At 38.7% G+C, this 19,000-nt stretch carries 19 protein-coding genes, 20 tRNA genes, 2 rRNA genes and 4 riboswitches (1 of these 45 running past the window's edge); of the genes, 39 read left to right on the top strand and 2 right to left on the bottom strand.

The features are described from left to right. The 24 genes from MHH42_RS03675 to MHH42_RS03790 all read left to right on the top strand — a co-directional run. A 23S ribosomal RNA gene (locus tag MHH42_RS03675) occupies window positions 1-1,343 on the top strand; it begins 1,579 nt to the left of the window's first position. Window positions 1,344-1,444: 101 nt separating this feature from the next. Continuing rightward, window positions 1,445-1,560, top strand: a 5S ribosomal RNA gene (rrf, locus tag MHH42_RS03680). A 4-nt stretch (window positions 1,561-1,564) separates the two neighbouring features. Then, window positions 1,565-1,640 (top strand) — tRNA-Val (locus tag MHH42_RS03685). Window positions 1,641-1,648: 8 nt separating this feature from the next. Beyond that, window positions 1,649-1,732 (top strand) — tRNA-Tyr (locus MHH42_RS03690). 12 nt (window positions 1,733-1,744) lie between these two features. Beyond that, window positions 1,745-1,819, top strand: a tRNA-Gln gene (locus MHH42_RS03695). Between the two features lie 4 nt (window positions 1,820-1,823). Continuing rightward, window positions 1,824-1,899: transfer RNA gene (locus tag MHH42_RS03700), tRNA-Lys, on the top strand. A 15-nt stretch (window positions 1,900-1,914) separates the two neighbouring features. Next, window positions 1,915-1,995 (top strand) — tRNA-Leu (locus MHH42_RS03705). 30 nt (window positions 1,996-2,025) lie between these two features. Next, window positions 2,026-2,100 (top strand) — tRNA-Gly (locus tag MHH42_RS03710). A gap of 16 nt (window positions 2,101-2,116) precedes the next feature. Continuing rightward, window positions 2,117-2,205: transfer RNA gene (locus MHH42_RS03715), tRNA-Leu, on the top strand. 3 nt (window positions 2,206-2,208) lie between these two features. Then, window positions 2,209-2,282: transfer RNA gene (locus tag MHH42_RS03720), tRNA-Arg, on the top strand. A gap of 10 nt (window positions 2,283-2,292) precedes the next feature. Then, window positions 2,293-2,366, top strand: a tRNA-Pro gene (locus MHH42_RS03725). 15 nt (window positions 2,367-2,381) lie between these two features. Then, window positions 2,382-2,454, top strand: a tRNA-Ala gene (locus MHH42_RS03730). A 20-nt stretch (window positions 2,455-2,474) separates the two neighbouring features. Further along, window positions 2,475-2,567: transfer RNA gene (locus MHH42_RS03735), tRNA-Ser, on the top strand. A 61-nt stretch (window positions 2,568-2,628) separates the two neighbouring features. Beyond that, a tRNA-Ser gene (locus tag MHH42_RS03740) sits at window positions 2,629-2,721 on the top strand. Window positions 2,722-2,742: 21 nt separating this feature from the next. Further along, a tRNA-Met gene (locus tag MHH42_RS03745) sits at window positions 2,743-2,819 on the top strand. Between the two features lie 3 nt (window positions 2,820-2,822). Continuing rightward, a tRNA-Asp gene (locus MHH42_RS03750) sits at window positions 2,823-2,898 on the top strand. Between the two features lie 8 nt (window positions 2,899-2,906). Continuing rightward, window positions 2,907-2,982 (top strand) — tRNA-Phe (locus MHH42_RS03755). A 10-nt stretch (window positions 2,983-2,992) separates the two neighbouring features. Beyond that, a tRNA-Thr gene (locus MHH42_RS03760) sits at window positions 2,993-3,065 on the top strand. Window positions 3,066-3,071: 6 nt separating this feature from the next. Next, a tRNA-Trp gene (locus MHH42_RS03765) sits at window positions 3,072-3,142 on the top strand. Window positions 3,143-3,152: 10 nt separating this feature from the next. Continuing rightward, a tRNA-Ile gene (locus tag MHH42_RS03770) sits at window positions 3,153-3,229 on the top strand. A 9-nt stretch (window positions 3,230-3,238) separates the two neighbouring features. Then, window positions 3,239-3,313 (top strand) — tRNA-Asn (locus tag MHH42_RS03775). Window position 3,314: 1 nt separating this feature from the next. Continuing rightward, window positions 3,315-3,386: transfer RNA gene (locus tag MHH42_RS03780), tRNA-Glu, on the top strand. A 132-nt stretch (window positions 3,387-3,518) separates the two neighbouring features. Next, complete coding sequence (locus MHH42_RS03785) at window positions 3,519-3,938, top strand: CBS domain-containing protein (protein WP_000195538.1); 420 nt, start codon at window positions 3,519-3,521, stop codon at window positions 3,936-3,938. A 476-nt stretch (window positions 3,939-4,414) separates the two neighbouring features. Continuing rightward, complete coding sequence (locus tag MHH42_RS03790; RefSeq protein WP_001203043.1) at window positions 4,415-5,566, top strand: DUF3965 domain-containing protein; 1,152 nt, start codon at window positions 4,415-4,417, stop codon at window positions 5,564-5,566. Between the two features lie 240 nt (window positions 5,567-5,806). On the opposite strand, the gene MHH42_RS03795 is transcribed toward MHH42_RS03790, so the two are convergent. Together MHH42_RS03795 and MHH42_RS03800 are read right to left on the bottom strand one after the other, a co-directional pair. Further along, window positions 5,807-6,139 carry a hypothetical protein gene (locus tag MHH42_RS03795; protein WP_001137815.1) on the bottom strand — a complete coding sequence of 111 codons (333 nt, stop codon included), beginning with the start codon at window positions 6,137-6,139 and terminating at the stop codon, window positions 5,807-5,809. 5 nt (window positions 6,140-6,144) lie between these two features. After that, window positions 6,145-7,305, bottom strand: coding sequence for an SH3 domain-containing protein (locus tag MHH42_RS03800; RefSeq protein WP_001056043.1), 1,161 nt, complete (start codon window positions 7,303-7,305; stop codon window positions 6,145-6,147). A gap of 273 nt (window positions 7,306-7,578) precedes the next feature. Then, window positions 7,579-7,691: riboswitch (TPP riboswitch) on the top strand. A gap of 60 nt (window positions 7,692-7,751) precedes the next feature. Further along, a riboswitch (TPP riboswitch) is annotated at window positions 7,752-7,855 on the top strand. A gap of 83 nt (window positions 7,856-7,938) precedes the next feature. Here MHH42_RS03800 and tenA point away from each other — a divergent pair. From tenA to kdpA, 15 genes are all read left to right on the top strand, one after another. Continuing rightward, window positions 7,939-8,634: a thiaminase II gene (gene tenA / locus MHH42_RS03805; protein WP_000666918.1), complete on the top strand. Its 696-nt coding sequence runs from the start codon at window positions 7,939-7,941 to the stop codon at window positions 8,632-8,634. Further along, complete coding sequence (locus MHH42_RS03810; protein ID WP_340892906.1) at window positions 8,603-9,343, top strand: ABC transporter ATP-binding protein; 741 nt, start codon at window positions 8,603-8,605, stop codon at window positions 9,341-9,343. Before tenA ends, MHH42_RS03810 begins: the two co-directional genes overlap by 32 nt. Continuing rightward, window positions 9,343-10,095: an ABC transporter permease gene (locus MHH42_RS03815; RefSeq protein WP_002038041.1), complete on the top strand. Its 753-nt coding sequence runs from the start codon at window positions 9,343-9,345 to the stop codon at window positions 10,093-10,095. The genes MHH42_RS03810 and MHH42_RS03815 overlap by 1 nt, the downstream gene beginning before the upstream one ends. Further along, entirely contained in the window at window positions 10,092-11,093 is a 1,002-nt protein-coding gene (locus MHH42_RS03820) for an ABC transporter substrate-binding protein (protein ID WP_000670425.1), read from the top strand. The genes MHH42_RS03815 and MHH42_RS03820 overlap by 4 nt, the downstream gene beginning before the upstream one ends. A gap of 10 nt (window positions 11,094-11,103) precedes the next feature. After that, window positions 11,104-11,724 (top strand): thiazole tautomerase TenI, encoded by a 621-nt coding sequence (gene tenI, locus MHH42_RS03825; RefSeq protein ID WP_000787173.1) that lies wholly within the window; start codon window positions 11,104-11,106, stop codon window positions 11,722-11,724. Further along, complete coding sequence (thiO, locus tag MHH42_RS03830) at window positions 11,717-12,826, top strand: glycine oxidase ThiO (protein ID WP_000333290.1); 1,110 nt, start codon at window positions 11,717-11,719, stop codon at window positions 12,824-12,826. The genes tenI and thiO overlap by 8 nt, the downstream gene beginning before the upstream one ends. Before the next feature lie 15 nt (window positions 12,827-12,841). Beyond that, window positions 12,842-13,045 (top strand): sulfur carrier protein ThiS, encoded by a 204-nt coding sequence (thiS, locus tag MHH42_RS03835; protein ID WP_001049505.1) that lies wholly within the window; start codon window positions 12,842-12,844, stop codon window positions 13,043-13,045. A 2-nt stretch (window positions 13,046-13,047) separates the two neighbouring features. After that, window positions 13,048-13,818: a thiazole synthase gene (gene thiG, locus MHH42_RS03840; protein WP_000932007.1), complete on the top strand. Its 771-nt coding sequence runs from the start codon at window positions 13,048-13,050 to the stop codon at window positions 13,816-13,818. Further along, complete coding sequence (gene thiF / locus MHH42_RS03845) at window positions 13,811-14,830, top strand: thiazole biosynthesis adenylyltransferase ThiF (RefSeq protein WP_001065429.1); 1,020 nt, start codon at window positions 13,811-13,813, stop codon at window positions 14,828-14,830. Before thiG ends, thiF begins: the two co-directional genes overlap by 8 nt. Before the next feature lie 15 nt (window positions 14,831-14,845). After that, window positions 14,846-15,652, top strand: coding sequence for a bifunctional hydroxymethylpyrimidine kinase/phosphomethylpyrimidine kinase (gene thiD, locus MHH42_RS03850; RefSeq protein ID WP_000453550.1), 807 nt, complete (start codon window positions 14,846-14,848; stop codon window positions 15,650-15,652). An 89-nt stretch (window positions 15,653-15,741) separates the two neighbouring features. Then, window positions 15,742-15,890: riboswitch (cyclic di-AMP (ydaO/yuaA leader) on the top strand. A 93-nt stretch (window positions 15,891-15,983) separates the two neighbouring features. Further along, window positions 15,984-16,370, top strand: coding sequence for a hypothetical protein (locus MHH42_RS03855; protein WP_000424095.1), 387 nt, complete (start codon window positions 15,984-15,986; stop codon window positions 16,368-16,370). Between the two features lie 13 nt (window positions 16,371-16,383). Beyond that, complete coding sequence (locus MHH42_RS03860; RefSeq protein WP_002038038.1) at window positions 16,384-16,617, top strand: hypothetical protein; 234 nt, start codon at window positions 16,384-16,386, stop codon at window positions 16,615-16,617. Between the two features lie 261 nt (window positions 16,618-16,878). Then, window positions 16,879-17,024: riboswitch (cyclic di-AMP (ydaO/yuaA leader) on the top strand. A 98-nt stretch (window positions 17,025-17,122) separates the two neighbouring features. Continuing rightward, window positions 17,123-17,227 (top strand): SipW-dependent-type signal peptide-containing protein, encoded by a 105-nt coding sequence (locus tag MHH42_RS03865; protein ID WP_000887889.1) that lies wholly within the window; start codon window positions 17,123-17,125, stop codon window positions 17,225-17,227. Continuing rightward, complete coding sequence (kdpF, locus tag MHH42_RS03870; protein ID WP_000972378.1) at window positions 17,224-17,304, top strand: K(+)-transporting ATPase subunit F; 81 nt, start codon at window positions 17,224-17,226, stop codon at window positions 17,302-17,304. Before MHH42_RS03865 ends, kdpF begins: the two co-directional genes overlap by 4 nt. A 19-nt stretch (window positions 17,305-17,323) precedes the next feature. Continuing rightward, the gene (kdpA, locus tag MHH42_RS03875; protein ID WP_000638325.1) at window positions 17,324-18,991 is read left to right on the top strand and encodes a potassium-transporting ATPase subunit KdpA; all 1,668 of its coding nucleotides are present in this window, start codon (window positions 17,324-17,326) and stop codon (window positions 18,989-18,991) included. Window positions 18,992-19,000: the final 9 nt, after the last annotated feature.

Below are 19,000 nucleotides of genomic sequence, written 5' to 3' on the forward strand. Positions count from 1 at the left end.
AAGCTCCTTATGGAGCGAAGTCTTTGATTCCCCGCTGCCAAGAAAAGCTTCTAGCGAGATAAAAGGTGCCTGTACCGCAAACCGACACAGGTAGGCGAGGAGAGAATCCTAAGGTGTGCGAGAGAACTCTGGTTAAGGAACTCGGCAAAATGACCCCGTAACTTCGGGAGAAGGGGTGCTTTCTTAACGGAAAGCCGCAGTGAATAGGCCCAAGCGACTGTTTAGCAAAAACACAGGTCTCTGCGAAGCCGTAAGGCGAAGTATAGGGGCTGACACCTGCCCGGTGCTGGAAGGTTAAGGAGAGGGGTTAGCGTAAGCGAAGCTCTGAACTGAAGCCCCAGTAAACGGCGGCCGTAACTATAACGGTCCTAAGGTAGCGAAATTCCTTGTCGGGTAAGTTCCGACCCGCACGAAAGGTGTAACGATTTGGGCACTGTCTCAACCAGAGACTCGGTGAAATTATAGTACCTGTGAAGATGCAGGTTACCCGCGACAGGACGGAAAGACCCCGTGGAGCTTTACTGTAGCCTGATATTGAATTTTGGTACAGTTTGTACAGGATAGGCGGGAGCCATTGAAACCGGAGCGCTAGCTTCGGTGGAGGCGCTGGTGGGATACCGCCCTGACTGTATTGAAATTCTAACCTACGGGTCTTATCGACCCGGGAGACAGTGTCAGGTGGGCAGTTTGACTGGGGCGGTCGCCTCCTAAAGTGTAACGGAGGCGCCCAAAGGTTCCCTCAGAATGGTTGGAAATCATTCGTAGAGTGCAAAGGCATAAGGGAGCTTGACTGCGAGACCTACAAGTCGAGCAGGGACGAAAGTCGGGCTTAGTGATCCGGTGGTTCCGCATGGAAGGGCCATCGCTCAACGGATAAAAGCTACCCCGGGGATAACAGGCTTATCTCCCCCAAGAGTCCACATCGACGGGGAGGTTTGGCACCTCGATGTCGGCTCATCGCATCCTGGGGCTGTAGTCGGTCCCAAGGGTTGGGCTGTTCGCCCATTAAAGCGGTACGCGAGCTGGGTTCAGAACGTCGTGAGACAGTTCGGTCCCTATCCGTCGTGGGCGTAGGAAATTTGAGAGGAGCTGTCCTTAGTACGAGAGGACCGGGATGGACGCACCGCTGGTGTACCAGTTGTTCTGCCAAGGGCATAGCTGGGTAGCTATGTGCGGAAGGGATAAGTGCTGAAAGCATCTAAGCATGAAGCCCCCCTCAAGATGAGATTTCCCATAGCGTAAGCTAGTAAGATCCCTGAAAGATGATCAGGTTGATAGGTTCGAGGTGGAAGCATGGTGACATGTGGAGCTGACGAATACTAATAGATCGAGGACTTAACCATATAATATGAAGCAATGTTATCTAGTTTTGAAAGAATATAAAAAACTTATTGACTTTAAAAGTTGAATAAGTTAAAATGATTCTTGTCTTAAATGAATATAGTCTGGTAATGATGGCAGAGAGGTCACACCCGTTCCCATACCGAACACGGAAGTTAAGCTCTCTAGCGCCGATGGTAGTTGGGACCTTGTCCCTGTGAGAGTAGGACGTTGCCAGGCAAATGGAGGATTAGCTCAGCTGGGAGAGCACCTGCCTTACAAGCAGGGGGTCGGCGGTTCGATCCCGTCATCCTCCACCATTTATGTCGGAGGGGTAGCGAAGTGGCTAAACGCGGCGGACTGTAAATCCGCTCCTTCGGGTTCGGCAGTTCGAATCTGCCCCCCTCCACCATTTCTTAATTATTGGGCTATAGCCAAGCGGTAAGGCAACGGACTTTGACTCCGTCATGCGCTGGTTCGAATCCAGCTAGCCCAGCCATTAAGAGCCATTAGCTCAGTTGGTAGAGCATCTGACTTTTAATCAGAGGGTCGAAGGTTCGAATCCTTCATGGCTCACCATTTTCAATAAAATATGCGGGTGTGGCGGAATTGGCAGACGCACTAGACTTAGGATCTAGCGCCTTTGGCGTGGGGGTTCGACTCCCTTCACCCGCACTTTTAATAAAATATCTCATAACATGTCTTGCGGAAGTAGTTCAGTGGTAGAATACAACCTTGCCAAGGTTGGGGTCGCGGGTTCGAATCCCGTCTTCCGCTCCAATTTTCAATATGACATGCCGGGGTGGCGGAACAGGCAGACGCACAGGACTTAAAATCCTGCGGTGGGTGACCACCGTGCGGGTTCGACCCCCGCCCTCGGCACCATATGCGCCCGTAGCTCAATTGGATAGAGCGTTTGACTACGGATCAAGAGGTTAGGGGTTCGACTCCTCTCGGGCGCGCTTTTATTAACGGGAAGTGGCTCAGCTTGGTAGAGCACCTGGTTTGGGACCAGGGGGTCGCAGGTTCAAATCCTGTCTTCCCGATTTTCCCAAAAACATGGGGCCTTAGCTCAGCTGGGAGAGCGCCTGCCTTGCACGCAGGAGGTCAGCGGTTCGATCCCGCTAGGCTCCACTTTATTTATTATATGTCTCGGAGGTATACCCAAGTTCGGCTGAAGGGATCGGTCTTGAAAACCGACAGGCGGTGAGAATCGCGCGGGGGTTCGAATCCCTCTACCTCCTCCATTTTTTTTTTTTTTTTGAAATGGTTTAGCTACATATAATAATAAAATATTTTTTCCTTCATGGAGGTATACCCAAGTTCGGCTGAAGGGATCGGTCTTGAAAACCGACAGGCGGCGAGAGTCGCGCGGGGGTTCGAATCCCTCTACCTCCTCCATTTTTTAAAACATTATATTATCGCGGGGTGGAGCAGTACGGTAGCTCGTCGGGCTCATAACCCGAAGGTCGCAGGTTCAAATCCTGTCCCCGCAACCAAATGGTCCCGTGGTGTAGTGGTTAACATGCCTGCCTGTCACGCAGGAGATCGCCGGTTCGACCCCGGTCGGGACCGCCATTTATGTTGGCTCGGTAGCTCAGTCGGTAGAGCAGAGGACTGAAAATCCTCGTGTCGGCGGTTCGATTCCGTCCCGAGCCACCATTTTTTTTATGCCGGCTTAGCTCAATTGGTAGAGCAACTGACTTGTAATCAGTAGGTTGGGGGTTCAAGTCCTCTAGCCGGCATCATTTAGGGGCATAGTTTAAAGGTAGAACTGAGGTCTCCAAAACCTCCAGTGTGGGTTCGATTCCTACTGCCCCTGTAAAGTATATGGGCCTATAGCTCAGCTGGTTAGAGCGCACGCCTGATAAGCGTGAGGTCGATGGTTCGAGTCCATTTAGGCCCACCATATATTTATTCCGCAGTAGCTCAGTGGTAGAGCTATCGGCTGTTAACCGATCGGTCGTAGGTTCGAGTCCTACCTGCGGAGCCATGGCCCGTTGGTCAAGTGGTTAAGACACCGCCCTTTCACGGCGGTAACACGGGTTCGAATCCCGTACGGGTCATAAAGAAAGAGTCAGCAATATGCTGGCTCTTTTTTATTGTGTATAATCCTCTTTTTTATCATCTTATTTTCCTCAAATAAATAAAGGAATTTAGGAAAAACTATGGTATGTATTAAAAGGAGGAGATAAAAAATGACGCAAGTTAGAGACTTTATGAGTACTCATATTGTACATTGTACACCGTTAGATAATGTATATGAGGCTGCTGTAAAAATGAAGGAAGAATCAGTTGGATTGATTCCTGTTCTTGAAAATGAACAAGTCGTTGGGCTTGTTACTGATCGAGATTTAGTTGTTCGAGGGATTGCTGAAAAACATCCTGGGTCTAATAAAATTACAAATGTAATGACGACAAACATTGTTTCGGTTTCTCCAGATGATTCTATTGAAAAAGCTACAGAATTAATGGCACAGTATCAAATTAGACGATTGCCAGTAGTTGAGGACGGTCAACTTGTCGGGATGCTAGCATTAGGTGATTTAGCTATAAGAGAAGCGGCAGATGATCAAGCTGGGTTCGCTTTAAGTGAAATCTCGGAACGTACGGAATAAAGTTAAACTTTAATTAGTGAAAGTGTTATTGTCCGCAAATAGTGGGATAAATGATGGATAAAAATCAGATACATTATTCTAGTATATGTGGATTAAACTAATATATTAGCGTGATGTATCTGAGACATTATATAATAAGTACATAGTTCAGGTTTTCGACAGTTTATTTAAATTTTTCATTCCTAATTTTAAATAAGAGAAAAAGTGATATACTGATAGATATAAGTATTATGATAGGTTTTGAATATAACAATATTTATTTTTAGTGTTGTAATAATGAATTAATATTTCCTACGTAGATAAAGTGAAACTTTAATTATTGGGGGTTTTGTCCATCCTCCAATGATTATTCGTTGAACCAATCGGGCTTTTACGGGCAGTTTTATTTCCCACCTAACTTCCTCGCATTCACTGGATTTTGAGGTGGGCGTCTTACTGCCCGGCAAATAGCGGGATAAAAAGGGAAGGGGAATTATATGAGGGCTGTACAGGGCGATCCAAATTGGAATTTGGTTACAGATACATATATAGAACCAAATAATTTTGCTGAATTATTATCTTTACTTGTACCTTGTCACCCAAAAGGTGAAGGAAAAGAGCGAACTATATTAGCATGGAAAGAAAAAGAATTTTATAAAGAAGAAAATTTAGCAGCAGTTATCGTTTATGGAATGAATAGAGTAAAGAATTTACCACAGTTTCATAAAGATGAAATTCCAACCTTAGTACGTATTCTTCGTTTATGTCAAGAGATTGGTTGGTATGAAGAGGCAAATACTTTTATGGTAACACAAGGGCTAGCTGAATTTGTCCAAACTTCATTGGAATATGAAACATGGGATCTTTTGACACAAGCAGTTGCTTTAAACTATTTAGTTATTAAATATCGTGTCGGGGAATTAACAGATGGGGATGTAGAAATTTGGGATAGAGTTAAATTTAATGAGAAATGTATAACAAATTGTAAACATCTATTATCTCAAAAAGAAATATTAGAGTTTACATTCTTCTATATGTGTAAGAGGGCTAAAGCACAGTCAAAAGAGCAGCTGAATAGTGATATGATGAGTCTAGCGATGTATTGTAATACTTTTGTGTATGATTTATATACACATGACTTGTTGCGAAAGTATCGTAAGTGTACAGATTTTCTATCATATTATGGACCTAGTCAAGTAGTTTTAGCTTGTCAAAGAGCTGTACTTTCTCAAATTTCAGATCGATTAGATCCACTAAAGACAACTCATGTAGATGATTATTTATATGTGATGAAAGAAATGATGGAACATATGACAATAGGTATAATGGATCGATATAACCATTTTATCGGAAAGTTATTATCATACGTGCCATTTTTCGAAATGATTCAAGTTCCACAGCATGCATATTATTGTGAAGAATTACTGTATATTTGTAAGGGCATTGAATATAAAGAAGAAATACTACGCAATTATATATTTATACAATTACATGATTGTTTACCGTCATTCTTTAAACTATTTCTTAAAAATAAGCGTTATGCGACGATTCATGATATTCTTTTCTATTGGTGTGACGATGAACAAAGAATGGGTTTAGAGAAAAAATATAATCTTAGTTTTATTTATGAAAAATATGCTTGTGGCTAAACAGTATTTTACATATGAAAAATTAATATAAATTAAAAAGGATCTCAATGTTATGTGAGATCCTTTTTTGTTAGTAAAACAAGGAGAAAGTGATTAAGATGAGAAATAACATTCCATATAGGAGAAGTTGTGCAGTATAACTTCCTTGTATACCAAAAAAAGTATTTAGTTTTTCGTATAAATTCAATATATATTTCATTGTGTTATCTTTGAAAGATTGGTACACAGTGTCTCCTCTTTCTAAGCTTCTTGTTCATGTTTTTTATTATTAGGGACATTAATGTATCTAGCTATGAATAATAAAACAGCCATAAAGAATACGGGAATTATAGTAGATAAATAAAAGCCATTACTAATAACATTTGTTATAAGGGCACTTAATAGAAAAATAGCATTATAAACATGGGCAACTTTTTGCTTTAGTCGCACTTGAAATGACTCCATCATAATTTCTAGAGCAACAAAAGCAATGATAATAGATAAAAATACAGTGTTTGTATTGTAAATTATTAAACAACAGATTAAACCTAAAAAGGCTAAGTATTCAATGAAGAGAGGTATATTGCGTGGCATACAATTTACCTAACTAAATACGGCAGTGGATTTACTGCATTTGTTTTTTCAAAATTCCATTCTCCATTATGTAATTCGAAATGGAGGTGTTGTCCGTATGAATGACCTGTGTTACCCATATGACCTAGTAATTGTCCAGTTTGTATTTGATCACCAGCTTGTACAGTGCGATCTTTCATATGAGCATAAACTGTTGTATATAATTTCCCGTTTATTTGATGGGCGATGAACACTACATTGCCATAACTAGCTGAATAATATGATTTAATAACTTTACCTGCAGCGGCAGCTTGAATGGAGACGTTACCTTGTGCTGCAATATCTATTCCATAATGCATTTGTTCCCAGCGTATATCAAAGGTTGAGCTGATTTTTCCTTGAGTAGGGAATTTGAAAACTGCTGGAATAGCTGAAGATTGAGCTGTTTGAGCTTGTGATTGCTGTTGATTTTGTACCACATAGTGTTTGGCCACATACCCGTATCCTGTGCCAAAACGAATTTTATACCAAGTTCCTACTGTTTCTACTACTTGTATCTGTGTACCGTTTTGTAAAGAACCAAGTAGAGTACCATTTGTGCTAGCATTGCTACGTACATTTAATTTAGGTGTTGCAACAGTATATTTCGTATCATTTTGAACTGTGATTCCTTTTACTAAGGGCTGCGAACCATTAGATACGAATGCTTTTTGTACATAACCTGTTTGACCGTTATGTGAAATTTTATACCATTCGCCTTGTTCTCCTTGAATAGTCACGAACTTACCATTTGGTAATACATCTAAAATGGAAGATTCTAAATTAGGTTCAGAGCGAACGTTCAATGCATTAGCATTGACGATGTATTGATTAGTAGATTGAAGTTTGTTTTTTTGCAGAATAGCATCTTTTTGTACATAGCCTACTTTATTATTAACAGATACTTTATACCAATCCTTCGTTGTTTTAAGTATGTTAACTTTCGTATTAAAGCGAATTGTATCAAGGGATGTGCTATTTGTATTATCTTCTTTATGTAAGGCTACTTGATCGACTTTGACATATCCAGTTTTGACATTAGATAATTGTTCAGCGTTTGCTTTTTGTACATTTGTTTCGCCCATAGAAGGAAGTAATGAGGCGATTGCGACAGTAGTTGCTGTTAGAGCTGTAGCTTTCATATTCATATAATAGAGACCTCCTCTAGTTGTATAGTTAGTTGTAATTTTATTATAGTATAAAGATATAATATAGTGGGTGTATTCACATAAATGTAATATGAAATCAATATAAAAATAAATTTTTCAGGATAATGATTCCTTTTTGTGGAATTAATTGGGATTTTATTTTACGAAATAGAATAATAATTATTATATAACTCTGTAATTTCGTTGACAATTGAGAAAATTAAAACAGTTGATGATGTCTTATTAGGGTGTTATACTGACAGTGATAATTTTATAGTTTGCTAGGAGAGCTGGTGTTGCCAGCTGAGAGTAAGACCTTAAGTCTTTGATCCTTTTCATTACCTGATCTAGATTATGCTAGCGTAGGGAAGCAATTCGGACACTAATGATGAGTCCCCGTTTCTTTGCGTATAGAAACGGGGCTTTTTTATTTGAAAATTTTATATTGAAACCACTAGGGGTGCTTTTCGTGCTGAGAGAGGAATAATCCTTAACCCTTACAACACCTGATCTAGGTAATACTAGCGAAGGGAAGTGGAACAACGAATAAACTATAATTTTATTTGTTGTAACCACTTCTGATTATAGAAGTGGTTTTTTATTTAGATACATATATTGAAGGGGGAAATAGAAATGAAATTTTGTAATAGATTGTTAGAAACTGTACAACCAGTTTGGGAGATGAGTCATAATCATCCATTTGTAGTAGGGATGGGGGATGGCACGTTAGAAAAAGATAAGTTTCAGTATTACATTATTCAAGATTATTTATATTTGTTAGATTATGCAAAGCTATATGCCATCGGTGTTGTAAAGGCAACGAATCCACAAGTAATGGGAAAATTTGCTGAACAAATTGATGGAATATTAAATGGAGAAATGACGATCCATAAACAGTATGCAAAAAGGCTTGGAATTTCTATAGAGGAGATAGAATCAGCAAAACCATCTGCTAAAAATTTAGCTTATACAAATTACATGATGTCTGTATCTCAAAATGGCACACTTGCGGAATTAATAGCAGCACTTCTTCCATGTATGTGGAGTTATTGGGAAATTGGAAAGCGTTTAAATGATATTCCTGGAGCGAGAGATCATGAGTTCTTTGGTGAGTGGATTCAAGGATATAGTTCTGAAGAATACGGTAACCTTTGTATTTGGTTAATAGATTTATTAGATGAAATGGCAATTGGAAAGTCAGAGCGAGAGCTAGAAAGATTAGAGGAGATTTTCTTATATTCCAGTCGATTTGAATATTTATTCTGGGATATGTCCTATCGTAAGGAGATGTGGGGATTTGAGGAGCAAGAACATACTACAGTTTCATAATGTTTCTTTTCATTATGATGAGAAGCCAATCATCGATGAATTAAATACTTCTATACAAGAGAAAGAGTTTGTAAGCATTATTGGGCCAAGTGGCTGCGGGAAAAGTACTCTATTTCGCCTTATTACAGGCTTAGAAGAAGTTAGTACTGGACGGATAGAGCTAAAAAGTTATCCTGTAGGGTATATGCCTCAAAAAGATATGCTCCTGCCGTGGAGAACAATTATTGAGAATGCTGCTTTGCCACTAGAATGTCAGGGTGTACAGAAGAAAGAAGCACAAGTAAAGGCAAAGGAACTGTTACATAAATTTGGTTTACAAGGATACGAGGGAAAATACCCGAAAGATTTATCTGGCGGTATGAGGCAGCGCGTATCTTTTATCCGAACATTATTAACAGGCGGAGAGATATTATTGCTAGATGAACCGTTTAGCGCATTGGACGCTTTAACGAAGGCATCTTTGCAAGAATGGTTGTTTGAACAATGGAAAGAGTGGGAAAAAACAATTTTATTTATCACTCATGATGTGGAAGAAGCGTTGTTTCTTTCGAATCGAATTTTAGTGGTGGAACAGCAGCCGATAACTACTTTGACTGAACGGATTGTGCCGCTTGATCATAACAGAACACGAAAAGATTTATATAAACCGGATGTGTTAGCGCTGAAAGATGAGCTTCTTAGTATGTTACAAAGGCAGGTACTCGTATGATGAACCGATTGAAAGAATTAGTTCCTGCCATTACACTTTCTAGCATTTTACTCGTTATGTGGGAAATAGGAGCAAGAATTGTAGATGAAATGTACATTTTACCGTCACCGTCAGCAATTGTAATGAAGATATGGGAACTAAAAGACATATTATTTACGGTTCATTTACCGGCAACGTTATACGTCGTTTTAATAGGTGTTGTTATTTCTATCGTATTAGGTGTAGGGCTAGCGATGTTAATGAATGCGAGTACATGGATGGAAAGGGCATTTTATCCATTATTAGTTGCCTCACAAACGATTCCTATTACAGCGCTTGCTCCGCTTTTCGTTTTATGGTTTGGATATACCCTCTGGAGTAAGGTTGTTGTTACAGTTTTAATTACGTTTTTCCCTATTGCGGTCAATACGTATGACGGACTGCGTAGTACGAAAAAAGAATGGGAGGAGCTCTTAGTTACATATGGAGCAACGAAGAAAGATGTTTTTCTTAAGTTAAAGTTACCGTCTGCTCTTCCTTATTTTTTTTCAGCTTTAAAAATTGCAGTTCCGCTTAGTGTAATTGGGGCAGCAATCGGTGAATGGCTCGGTGCACAAGCTGGGCTTGGTTATTTCAGTAAGAGAATGATGACACAGTTAGATGGAGCTGGTGTATTTGCACCCATTGTATTGTTATCATTATTAGCTATTTTCTTCGTCATACTTATTTCCATATTAGAAAAGAAATTCATTAGTTGGAGGAAGCATTCATGAAATTTTTAAAACGCATCTTTGTGTTTACATTATTAGTTGCAATGATTGCAGGATGTTCGAGTAATTCAGCATCAGATAAAAGTAAAAAAGAGAAAGAAATAACGGTTATGCTCGATTGGTACCCAAATGCGGTACATAGCTTTATTTATGCAGCAATTGAAAAAGGCTACTTTAAAGAAGAAGGAATAAAGGTAAATATAAAATTCCCTTCTAATCCAACTGATCCATTAACTTTAGCTGCAGCAGGGAAAGTGACAGTTGGTTTGTATTATCAGCCAGATGTTGTTATGGCCAGAGCAAATGAACAAATTCCAGTGAAATCAATTGGAGCTGTCGTACGTTCACCGTTAAATCATGTCGTATCGCTGAAATCAGCAGGTATTCAATCACCGAAAGATTTAGAAGGAAAAACAGTAGGATATTCTGGAACTCCTTTAAGTGAAGCATATTTAAAAACGATGATAAAAGAAGCTGGTGGTAATCCTGATACGGTGAAAGTAGTTGATGTTGGCTTTGATTTAGTACCAGCGTTAATTACGAAAAAAGTGGATGCTGTAACAGGAGCATACATTAACCATGAAGTACCTGTTATGCGTCATGAAGGCCATGAACCAGCGTACTTTAATCCAGCAGAATATGGTGTGCCGAATTATCATGAACTTGTTTTCGTAACAGGTGATAAAACGTTGAAAAAAGATAAAGAAGCATTGCAAGCCTTTTTACGTGGGGCAAAAAAAGGGTATGACTTTATGAAGAAAAGCCCTGATGAAGCATTAAATATTTTATTAGATCATCAAGAAAAAGAAAACTTCCCGCTTGTACCAGAAGTTGAAAAAGAAAGCATGAAAATTTTATTAGAGAAGATGGAAACGAAAGATGAGCCATTTTTATCAGATTCAAAAGAGTCATGGGAGAAACAAAACAAATGGTTGAAAGACAAAGGAATGACGAAAGAAATTGTTCCTGCCGATGAATTATTCGAAAACATTTTAAAGTAGGCGAATGAATATGAAAAATGAGCTCCATGTAATCTCAAATGGCCATATGCCATTCGAAGAGTTAGTGAATGTAGCGATGCAAATTGAGAGTGAGATTGATTATTTGCATATTCGTGAGCGTGAGAAAAGTACGAAGGAATTATATAAAGGGGTGGAAAGTCTTTTGAAAAAAGGCTTTCCAGCATCTAAGCTTGTTATAAATGATCGAATTGATATCGCCATTTTATTAAACATTCCGCGTGTTCAACTAGGATACCGAAGCGCAGATGTAAGGTTAGTGAAAGAAAAGTTTTCTTATTTGCATGTCGGTTATTCAGTACACTCGTTAGAGGAAGCGATAGTAGCATTTAAAAATGGAGCGGATTCACTCGTTTATGGTCATGTATTTCCGACAGATTGTAAAAAAGGTGTGCCAGCGAGAGGACTTGAAGAAATTTCAGACATTGCAAGCTGTTTATCTATACCGATTACAGCGATTGGAGGAATTACCCCAGAAAACACAGTAGATGTTCTTACTAACGGTGTAAGCGGTATAGCAGTTATGTCCGGAATTGTAAGTAGTAGTAACCCATATAGCAAAGCGAAATCTTATAAGGAATCAATAAGAAAGTGGGCGGAAAAACATGTGTGAGAAGTATGATGTAGCGATTATTGGCGGTGGTGTAATTGGTAGCTCAGTTGCACATTTTCTAGCAGAAAGAGGACATAAAGTAGCAATTATAGAGAAGCAAAAAATTGCATCAGAAGCTTCTAAAGCAGCTGCTGGCCTGCTTGGTGTTCAAGCAGAATGGGATGCGTATGACCCGCTATTTGAACTTGCTAGAGAAAGCCGAGCTATATTTCCACAACTTGCAACAGTTTTACGTGAAAAGACGGGTATTGATATTGGATATGAGGAGAAAGGGATATATCGTATTGCACAAAACGAAGATGAGAAGGAAAGAATTCTTCACATTATGGATTGGCAACAGAAAACAGGTGAAGATTCATATTTTCTAACGGGAGACCATTTACGGGAAAAAGAGCCATTTCTATCCGAATCCATTATAGGAGCGGTATATTATCCGAAAGATGGTCACGTTATTGCACCAGAGCTTACGAAAGCATTCGCGCATTCTGCATCAATTTCCGGTGCGGATATATATGAACAGACAGAAGTGTTTGATATTCGTATTGAAAATAATAAAGTGACTGGTATTGTTACGAGCGAAGGTATAATCACATGCGAAAAAGTGGTGATTGCCGGTGGCTCATGGAGCACGAAGTTACTAGGTCATTTTCACCGCGAATGGGGTACATATCCAGTTAAAGGAGAAGTAGTAGCGGTAAGAAGTAGAAAACCACTTTTAAAGGCACCTATTTTCCAAGAAAGATTTTATATTGCTCCAAAGCGCGGCGGACGTTACGTAATTGGAGCAACGATGAAGCCGCATACGTTTAATAAAACTGTACAACCGGAAAGCATTACTTCTATATTAGAGCGTGCTTATACAATATTGCCAGCTTTAAAAGAAGCAGAGTGGGAAAGCGCATGGGCAGGATTAAGACCACAATCGAATCACGAAGCTCCTTATATGGGAGAACATGAAGAAATAAAAGGTTTATATGCTTGTACGGGCCATTATCGAAACGGCATTTTATTAAGCCCTGTTTCTGGTCAATATATGGCGGATTTAATAGAAGGAAAGCAGGAGAATCACTTGCTAGATTCATTGCTTTCTAAAACGGTTTAGAAAGGGGATGGAAGTTTGAATTTAAAAATTAATGGTAACCAAATTGAAGTACCAGAGAGTGTAAAAACAGTAGCTGAGTTACTTACACATTTAGAGTTAGATAACAGAATTGTTGTAGTAGAGCGTAATAAAGATATTTTACAAAAAGATGATCATACAGATACATCTGTTTTTGATGGAGACCAAATTGAGATTGTAACTTTCGTAGGAGGCGGTTGATTATGTTAAACATTGGACCATTGTCATTTCAGTCTAGACTTTTATTAGGAACAGGGAAATTCCCTGATTTTGACGTACAGCAAAAAGCAATTGACGCTTCTGAAGCTGAAATTTTAACGTTTGCAGTACGTCGTATGGATATATTTGATGCAAAGCAACCTAATTTATTAGAGAAGCTTGATGTGAAAAAATATACGTTATTACCAAATACAGCTGGAGCAAAAAATGCTGAAGAAGCTGTTCGTATTGCAAAATTAGCAAAAGCTTCAGGGCTTTGTGACATGATCAAAGTTGAAGTTATTGGTGATGATAGAACGTTGTTACCTGATCCAGTAGAAACGTTAAAGGCATCTGAAATGTTACTAGAAGAAGGGTTTATCGTACTTCCGTACACATCTGATGATGTTGTATTAGCACGTAAATTACAAGAACTAGGTGTGCATGCAATTATGCCAGGAGCATCACCAATCGGTTCAGGGCTTGGTATTGTAAATCCGTTAAATTTAAGCTTCATTATTGAACAAGCGACAGTACCGGTTATCGTTGATGCAGGTATTGGTAGCCCAGCTGATGCAGCGTTTGCGATGGAATTAGGAGCAGATGGTGTGTTATTAAATACGGCTGTATCAGGAGCAAAAGATCCTATTAAGATGGCATACGCAATGAAGTTAGGTATTGAGGCAGGTCGCATAGGCTTTGAAGCGGGGCGTATTGCACGTAAACGTTGTGCAACTGCAAGCAGTCCTTTAGAAGGAATGAGTGTAGTTGAATAATCGATATTCTCGCCAAGAACTATTTTCTCCAATTGGGGAAGAAGGACAGCAAAAGATAAGAGAAAAGCATGTGCTTATTATCGGCGCAGGCGCACTTGGTAGTGCAAATGCAGAAATGTTTGTAAGAGCTGGTGTTGGGAAGATAACAATTGTTGACCGTGATTATGTCGATTGGAGTAATTTACAAAGACAACAATTGTATGCAGAGAGCGACGTGAAAAATAATCTTCCGAAGGCTATAGCGGCTAAAAAGCGTTTAGAAGAGATTAATAGTGATGTAACAATAGAGGCCCTCGTTCAAGATGTAACAGCTGAGGAGCTAGAAGAACTTGTTACAAACGTTGATGTAATGATTGATGCGACTGATAATTTTGAAACACGTTTTATTGTGAATGATATAGCACAAAAATATTCTATTCCATGGATTTATGGTGCATGTGTAGGCAGTTACGGTCTTTCTTACACAATTCTTCCTAGTAAAACACCATGTTTATCATGTTTATTACAATCGATTCCGCTTGGCGGGGCGACATGTGATACAGCGGGTATTATATCACCTGCTGTATCTCTTGTCGTTTCTCATCAAGTAACAGAAGCTCTTAAACTGTTAGTAGAAGATTATAAATCACTTCGAGATGGACTTGTATCGTTTGATATGTGGAAGAATGAGTATTCATGTATGAATGTGCAAAAACTTCGCAAACATAATTGTCCTTCGTGCGGAGAGAATGCATTATATCCGTATTTAAATAAAGAGAATACATCGAAAACAGCAGTTTTATGCGGGAGAAATACAGTTCAAATTAGACCACCTCATAAAGAAGAAATGGATTTTGAACAATATAAACAGCTACTAGAAGGCCGTGTGAATGATTTAAATGTAAATCCATATTTACTATCTTTCTCTGTTGAAGAAAAGAGGTTAGTTGCCTTCAAAGATGGCCGTGTACTTGTACATGGAACGAAAGATATAAGCGAAGCAAAGACGATTTATCATCGCTATTTTGGATAGAAAAGGATGAGTGAGATGGAAGTGAATAAAGCTTTAACAATTGCAGGATCTGATAGCGGCGGTGGTGCTGGTATTCAAGCGGATTTAAAAACATTCCAAGAGCTTGGTGTGTATGGGATGACGGCAATTACGGCAATTACTGCTCAAAATACGCTTGGCGTTCAAGGGGTATATCCTGTTCCATTAGAAGGTATTACGGAACAGCTGAATTCAATTGGTACGGATTTAACACCAGATGCAGTGAAACTAGGAATGTTATTTAGTAGTGAAATTATTCAAATTGTGGCAGAACAGATTAAGAAATTTGGTTGGAATAATATTGTGCTAGATCCTGTTATGATTGCAAAGGGCGGAGCATCATTATTACAGCAAGAAGCAGTTCAAGCATTAAAGGAATATTTATTACCAGTAGCAACAGTTATTACACCGAATGTTCCAGAAGCTGAAGTGTTAACTGGGATGGAGATTCATAATATAGAAGATAGTAAGAAAGCTGCGAAAGTATTGCACGAATTAGGTGCTAAATATGTGCTTATGAAGGGCGGACATGCGGAATATCAAGGTAATGAAGTAATTGATTTACTCTTTGATGGAGAAGAGTTTATTGAATTTAGAAGTGAACGAATTCCTTCGAAACAAACGCACGGAAGTGGCTGTACATTTGCTTCAGCAGTTACAGCTGGACTTGCGAAAGGATACTCAATGGACGAAGCAGTTCAAGAGGCAAAACGATTTATTAGTATAGCAATTGAAGAGCCATTGAATATTGGTAGTGGTCATGGACCAACGAATCATTTTGCGTATAAATTGAATAAAGCATAAGCATGAAGAATGAAAAGGCCAGTTTTACAACTGGCTTTTTTTGTTTACTTTTTCAAAATACAAGAGTAATATATCAGCCAGAATACATTTTTTGTAATACGCTGAGTCCAAATATATGGAGCGGAGGAACCAATTTTGTGCATCGTCACTTGGGGTGAATCTTTCAGTTTTGAAAGTAGGGCTACTCTCAAAGCCCGAATCCGACAGCTAACTTCGTAAGCGTTTTGAGAGAGGACGGTGCCATGATGGATACATCACTTCATCGATCCGATTAGTATAGGGGAATATCAATCTACGTTTGAATTCTTTTATGCTAAGGAGGATGAGGTACATGGAACTAACACTTATTTGTGTTGGAGAAAAAAACAAGGTAAAGAGTTTAAGAGAGCTAGTAGCATTTCAGCATGAGTTAATTATTTTTACAGCCAATGAAGAGATAGCGGCTGAAGTTAGAGATTATGGGTTTGAATCAGCTTATAGCTGTAATAAGGAGAAAGATTTTACTAGTATGTGCACACGAATTAAGAAGGTGATTTTACTAGGGGATGAGCTTCCAACAGTTAGTTTCTTCACAGAACACATTCGTTTTTCTTTTCAAGCGCCTATTACTGTTGTTACAAGGAATAAACGATATCCAGCGCGGCTCTATGAAACAATTGGAGCTAAATTTGTCGTGTTTACGAACTGTGATAATATTTCGTTTTTATTTTTTGAATAGGGCGGGGGAAGAAATGATGAAGGTACTACTATTTGGAGATATAGCAAATCGTTGGGCGGTATCGATCGAGAGGGTTCAAGAATTGGCACAGATTGATCCTATTTTTCCAGGGCCATATATTTTATTACCATCAAAAGATGCTTTGTATTTAGAGGCGGATATTATTGAATATGAGCAGTTACATGCAGAATTATCACAAGTTTATATCCGTGGGAGAAATTTACGTGCTTTTTTATGTGGTAAATAAATTCTGAATGAAAACGAGAGCGAATGTTAAGTGTGCCTAAGTGGGGTGCTTATATACATTCGCTCTTTTTTTATATATAAAAGGTCATTTCTATGAAAAAGAAAGAAAAGACAAGAAAACAGATGAAAGAATATTAATAATACGTAATGTAAGCGTTTAAATAGCGTAATATTTTCTTATTTTAAGTAATTTACCTCTTTACAAGTGAAATATAGAGGAGTATATTTACTCTCATAAATCATTTATCAAATTTCCAAAAAAAACCTAAAATCGCTGAGTTCCAGAAATGGAGCGGGGGAACCAATTTTGTGCATCGTCACTTGGGGTGAATCTTTCAGTTTTGAAAGTAGGGCTACTCTTTAGGCCCGAATCCGACAGCTAACCTCGTAAGCGTTTAGAGAGGAGGTTTACTTTTTGTTGTTCATTTTTTGAACACTGAGTAGAGCTCAGTGTTCTTTTTTAATATTTTAATGGTAAATTTTAACATTTAAAGTGAGGGATTGTTATGTTAGATGTTGTGATGATCGGAATTTTTGTTGTATTAGTAGCATCGATGGCAAGTCTTGCAAGTTGGTCAGATAAAGTTGTGAAAGAAGGGAAGCAATCATGATGATTGCCTTATCGGTTATTGTTGCAGCGATTACGGTGTACTTAGTATACGCATTATTAAATCCAGAAAAGTTTTAATTAGGGGGAATCATTCATTATGATTTGGGTTGCAGTCATTATTACAATGCTCTTGTTTATTTTAGTAGCAAAGCCAACGGGGATTTATTTAGAGAAAGCCTTTCAAGGTAGCAAAATGCTAGATAAAGTATTCGGGCCTTTTGAGAAACTTATTTTTAAAATTACAGGTGTAAAAGGATACAATCAAACGTGGAAACAGTATGCATTATCATTAGTTCTACTCAACGGATTTATGATTGTCGTTGTATATTTCATTTTTAGATTACAAGGTGTATTGCCATTAAATCCAGCGCATATTGAAGGGATGGAGCCTACGCTCGCTTTTAATACAGCGATTAGTTTTATGGCTGATACAAACTTACAACATTACAGCGGTGAAAATGGTTTATCTTATTTATCACAATTAATCGGGATTACATTTTTAATGTTTGCGGCACCAGCAACGACGTTAGCGATTGTTATGGCTTTTATAAGAGGACTTGCTGGAAAAGAACTTGGCAACTTTTTCGTTGATTTTACGAGGGCGTTAACGAGAGTGTTTCTTCCTATCGCATTTATTGCAGCGTTAGTCTTTGTCGCACTTGGTGTACCACAAACGTTAGATGGGGCGGTTACAGCACAAACGATTGATGGAGCAAAACAAAGTATTTTACGAGGGCCTGTTGCATCATTCGTTTCTATTAAGGAACTTGGGAATAACGGCGGTGGATTTTTCGGGGCAAACTCTACACATCCTTTTGAAAATCCAGGACAAATGAGTAATATTTTGCAAATGATGCTTATGATGTTATTACCAACAGCACTTCCATTTACGTACGGACGAATGGTAGGAAATAAAAAACAAGGGCGTATCCTTTTCGTTTCACTATTCATGGTGTTTTTACTAGGATTTATAACGATTACGACATCTGAACTAAACGGGAATCCGGCATTAAATGGAATGGGTATCGAACATGTACAAGGAAGTACAGAAGGGAAAGAAGTACGATTTGGAACAGTATTCTCTTCACTATACGCAACAGTAACGACAGCTGCTGAAACAGGGGCCGTTAATACGATGCATGATACGTTAACGCCAATTGGCGGTTTAGTTCCACTCGTAAATATGATGTTGAATACAGTATACGGCGGTGTTGGAGCGGGCTTTATTAATATTATTATGTATGCAATTATTGCAGTCTTTATATCTGGATTAATGGTCGGAAGAACACCAGAGTTTTTAGGTAAAAAGATTGAAGGTAAGGAAATGAAATTAATTGCAGTAACGATTCTATTTCATCCATTACTTATCTTAGGATTTTCTGCATTAGCTCTTTCAACAAGTTTAGGAACGGATGCGATTTCTCATTCCGGTTTTCACGGTTTAACGCAAGTTGTATATGAATACACATCGTCAGCTGCGAATAATGGATCTGGATTTGAAGGATTAGCAGATAATACACCGTTTTGGAATATTACGACTGGTTTAGTTATGTTTTTAGGACGCTATTTCAGTTTAATTACGATGCTAGCTGTAGCAGCTTCATTGAAAGAGAAGACGGTAGTACCAGAAACAGTCGGAACGTTCCGTACGGATAATGGTTTATTTGGAGGAATCTTTATTGGAACGATTGTAATTGTTGGTGCATTAACATTTTTCCCGATGTTAGTACTTGGCCCAATTGCAGAATTTCTTACATTGAAGTAATGGAGGGTA

The sequence above is a fragment of the Bacillus sp. FSL L8-0099 genome (assembly GCF_038006385.1).
In the GTDB taxonomy this organism is placed as follows: Bacteria; Bacillota; Bacilli; order Bacillales; family Bacillaceae_G; genus Bacillus_A; species Bacillus_A toyonensis.

What these genes read in the sequence shown, in the direction of transcription:
- thiO (WP_000333290.1), top strand. Translation starts at nt 11,717, where the DNA reads ATGTGTGAGAAGTATGATGTAGCGATTATTGGCGGTGGTGTAATTGGT.
- MHH42_RS03855 (WP_000424095.1), top strand. Translation starts at nt 15,984, where the DNA reads ATGGAACTAACACTTATTTGTGTTGGAGAAAAAAACAAGGTAAAGAGT.
- MHH42_RS03795 (WP_001137815.1), bottom strand. Translation starts at nt 6,139, where the DNA reads ATGCCACGCAATATACCTCTCTTCATTGAATACTTAGCCTTTTTAGGT.
- MHH42_RS03790 (WP_001203043.1), top strand. Translation starts at nt 4,415, where the DNA reads ATGAGGGCTGTACAGGGCGATCCAAATTGGAATTTGGTTACAGATACA.
- MHH42_RS03860 (WP_002038038.1), top strand. Translation starts at nt 16,384, where the DNA reads ATGATGAAGGTACTACTATTTGGAGATATAGCAAATCGTTGGGCGGTA.
- kdpF (WP_000972378.1), top strand. Translation starts at nt 17,224, where the DNA reads ATGATGATTGCCTTATCGGTTATTGTTGCAGCGATTACGGTGTACTTA.
- thiG (WP_000932007.1), top strand. Translation starts at nt 13,048, where the DNA reads ATGTTAAACATTGGACCATTGTCATTTCAGTCTAGACTTTTATTAGGA.
- MHH42_RS03785 (WP_000195538.1), top strand. Translation starts at nt 3,519, where the DNA reads ATGACGCAAGTTAGAGACTTTATGAGTACTCATATTGTACATTGTACA.
- MHH42_RS03800 (WP_001056043.1), bottom strand. Translation starts at nt 7,305, where the DNA reads ATGAATATGAAAGCTACAGCTCTAACAGCAACTACTGTCGCAATCGCC.
- MHH42_RS03820 (WP_000670425.1), top strand. Translation starts at nt 10,092, where the DNA reads ATGAAATTTTTAAAACGCATCTTTGTGTTTACATTATTAGTTGCAATG.
- tenA (WP_000666918.1), top strand. Translation starts at nt 7,939, where the DNA reads ATGAAATTTTGTAATAGATTGTTAGAAACTGTACAACCAGTTTGGGAG.
- kdpA (WP_000638325.1), top strand. Translation starts at nt 17,324, where the DNA reads ATGATTTGGGTTGCAGTCATTATTACAATGCTCTTGTTTATTTTAGTA.
- MHH42_RS03865 (WP_000887889.1), top strand. Translation starts at nt 17,123, where the DNA reads ATGTTAGATGTTGTGATGATCGGAATTTTTGTTGTATTAGTAGCATCG.
- MHH42_RS03815 (WP_002038041.1), top strand. Translation starts at nt 9,343, where the DNA reads ATGAACCGATTGAAAGAATTAGTTCCTGCCATTACACTTTCTAGCATT.
- thiD (WP_000453550.1), top strand. Translation starts at nt 14,846, where the DNA reads ATGGAAGTGAATAAAGCTTTAACAATTGCAGGATCTGATAGCGGCGGT.
- tenI (WP_000787173.1), top strand. Translation starts at nt 11,104, where the DNA reads ATGAAAAATGAGCTCCATGTAATCTCAAATGGCCATATGCCATTCGAA.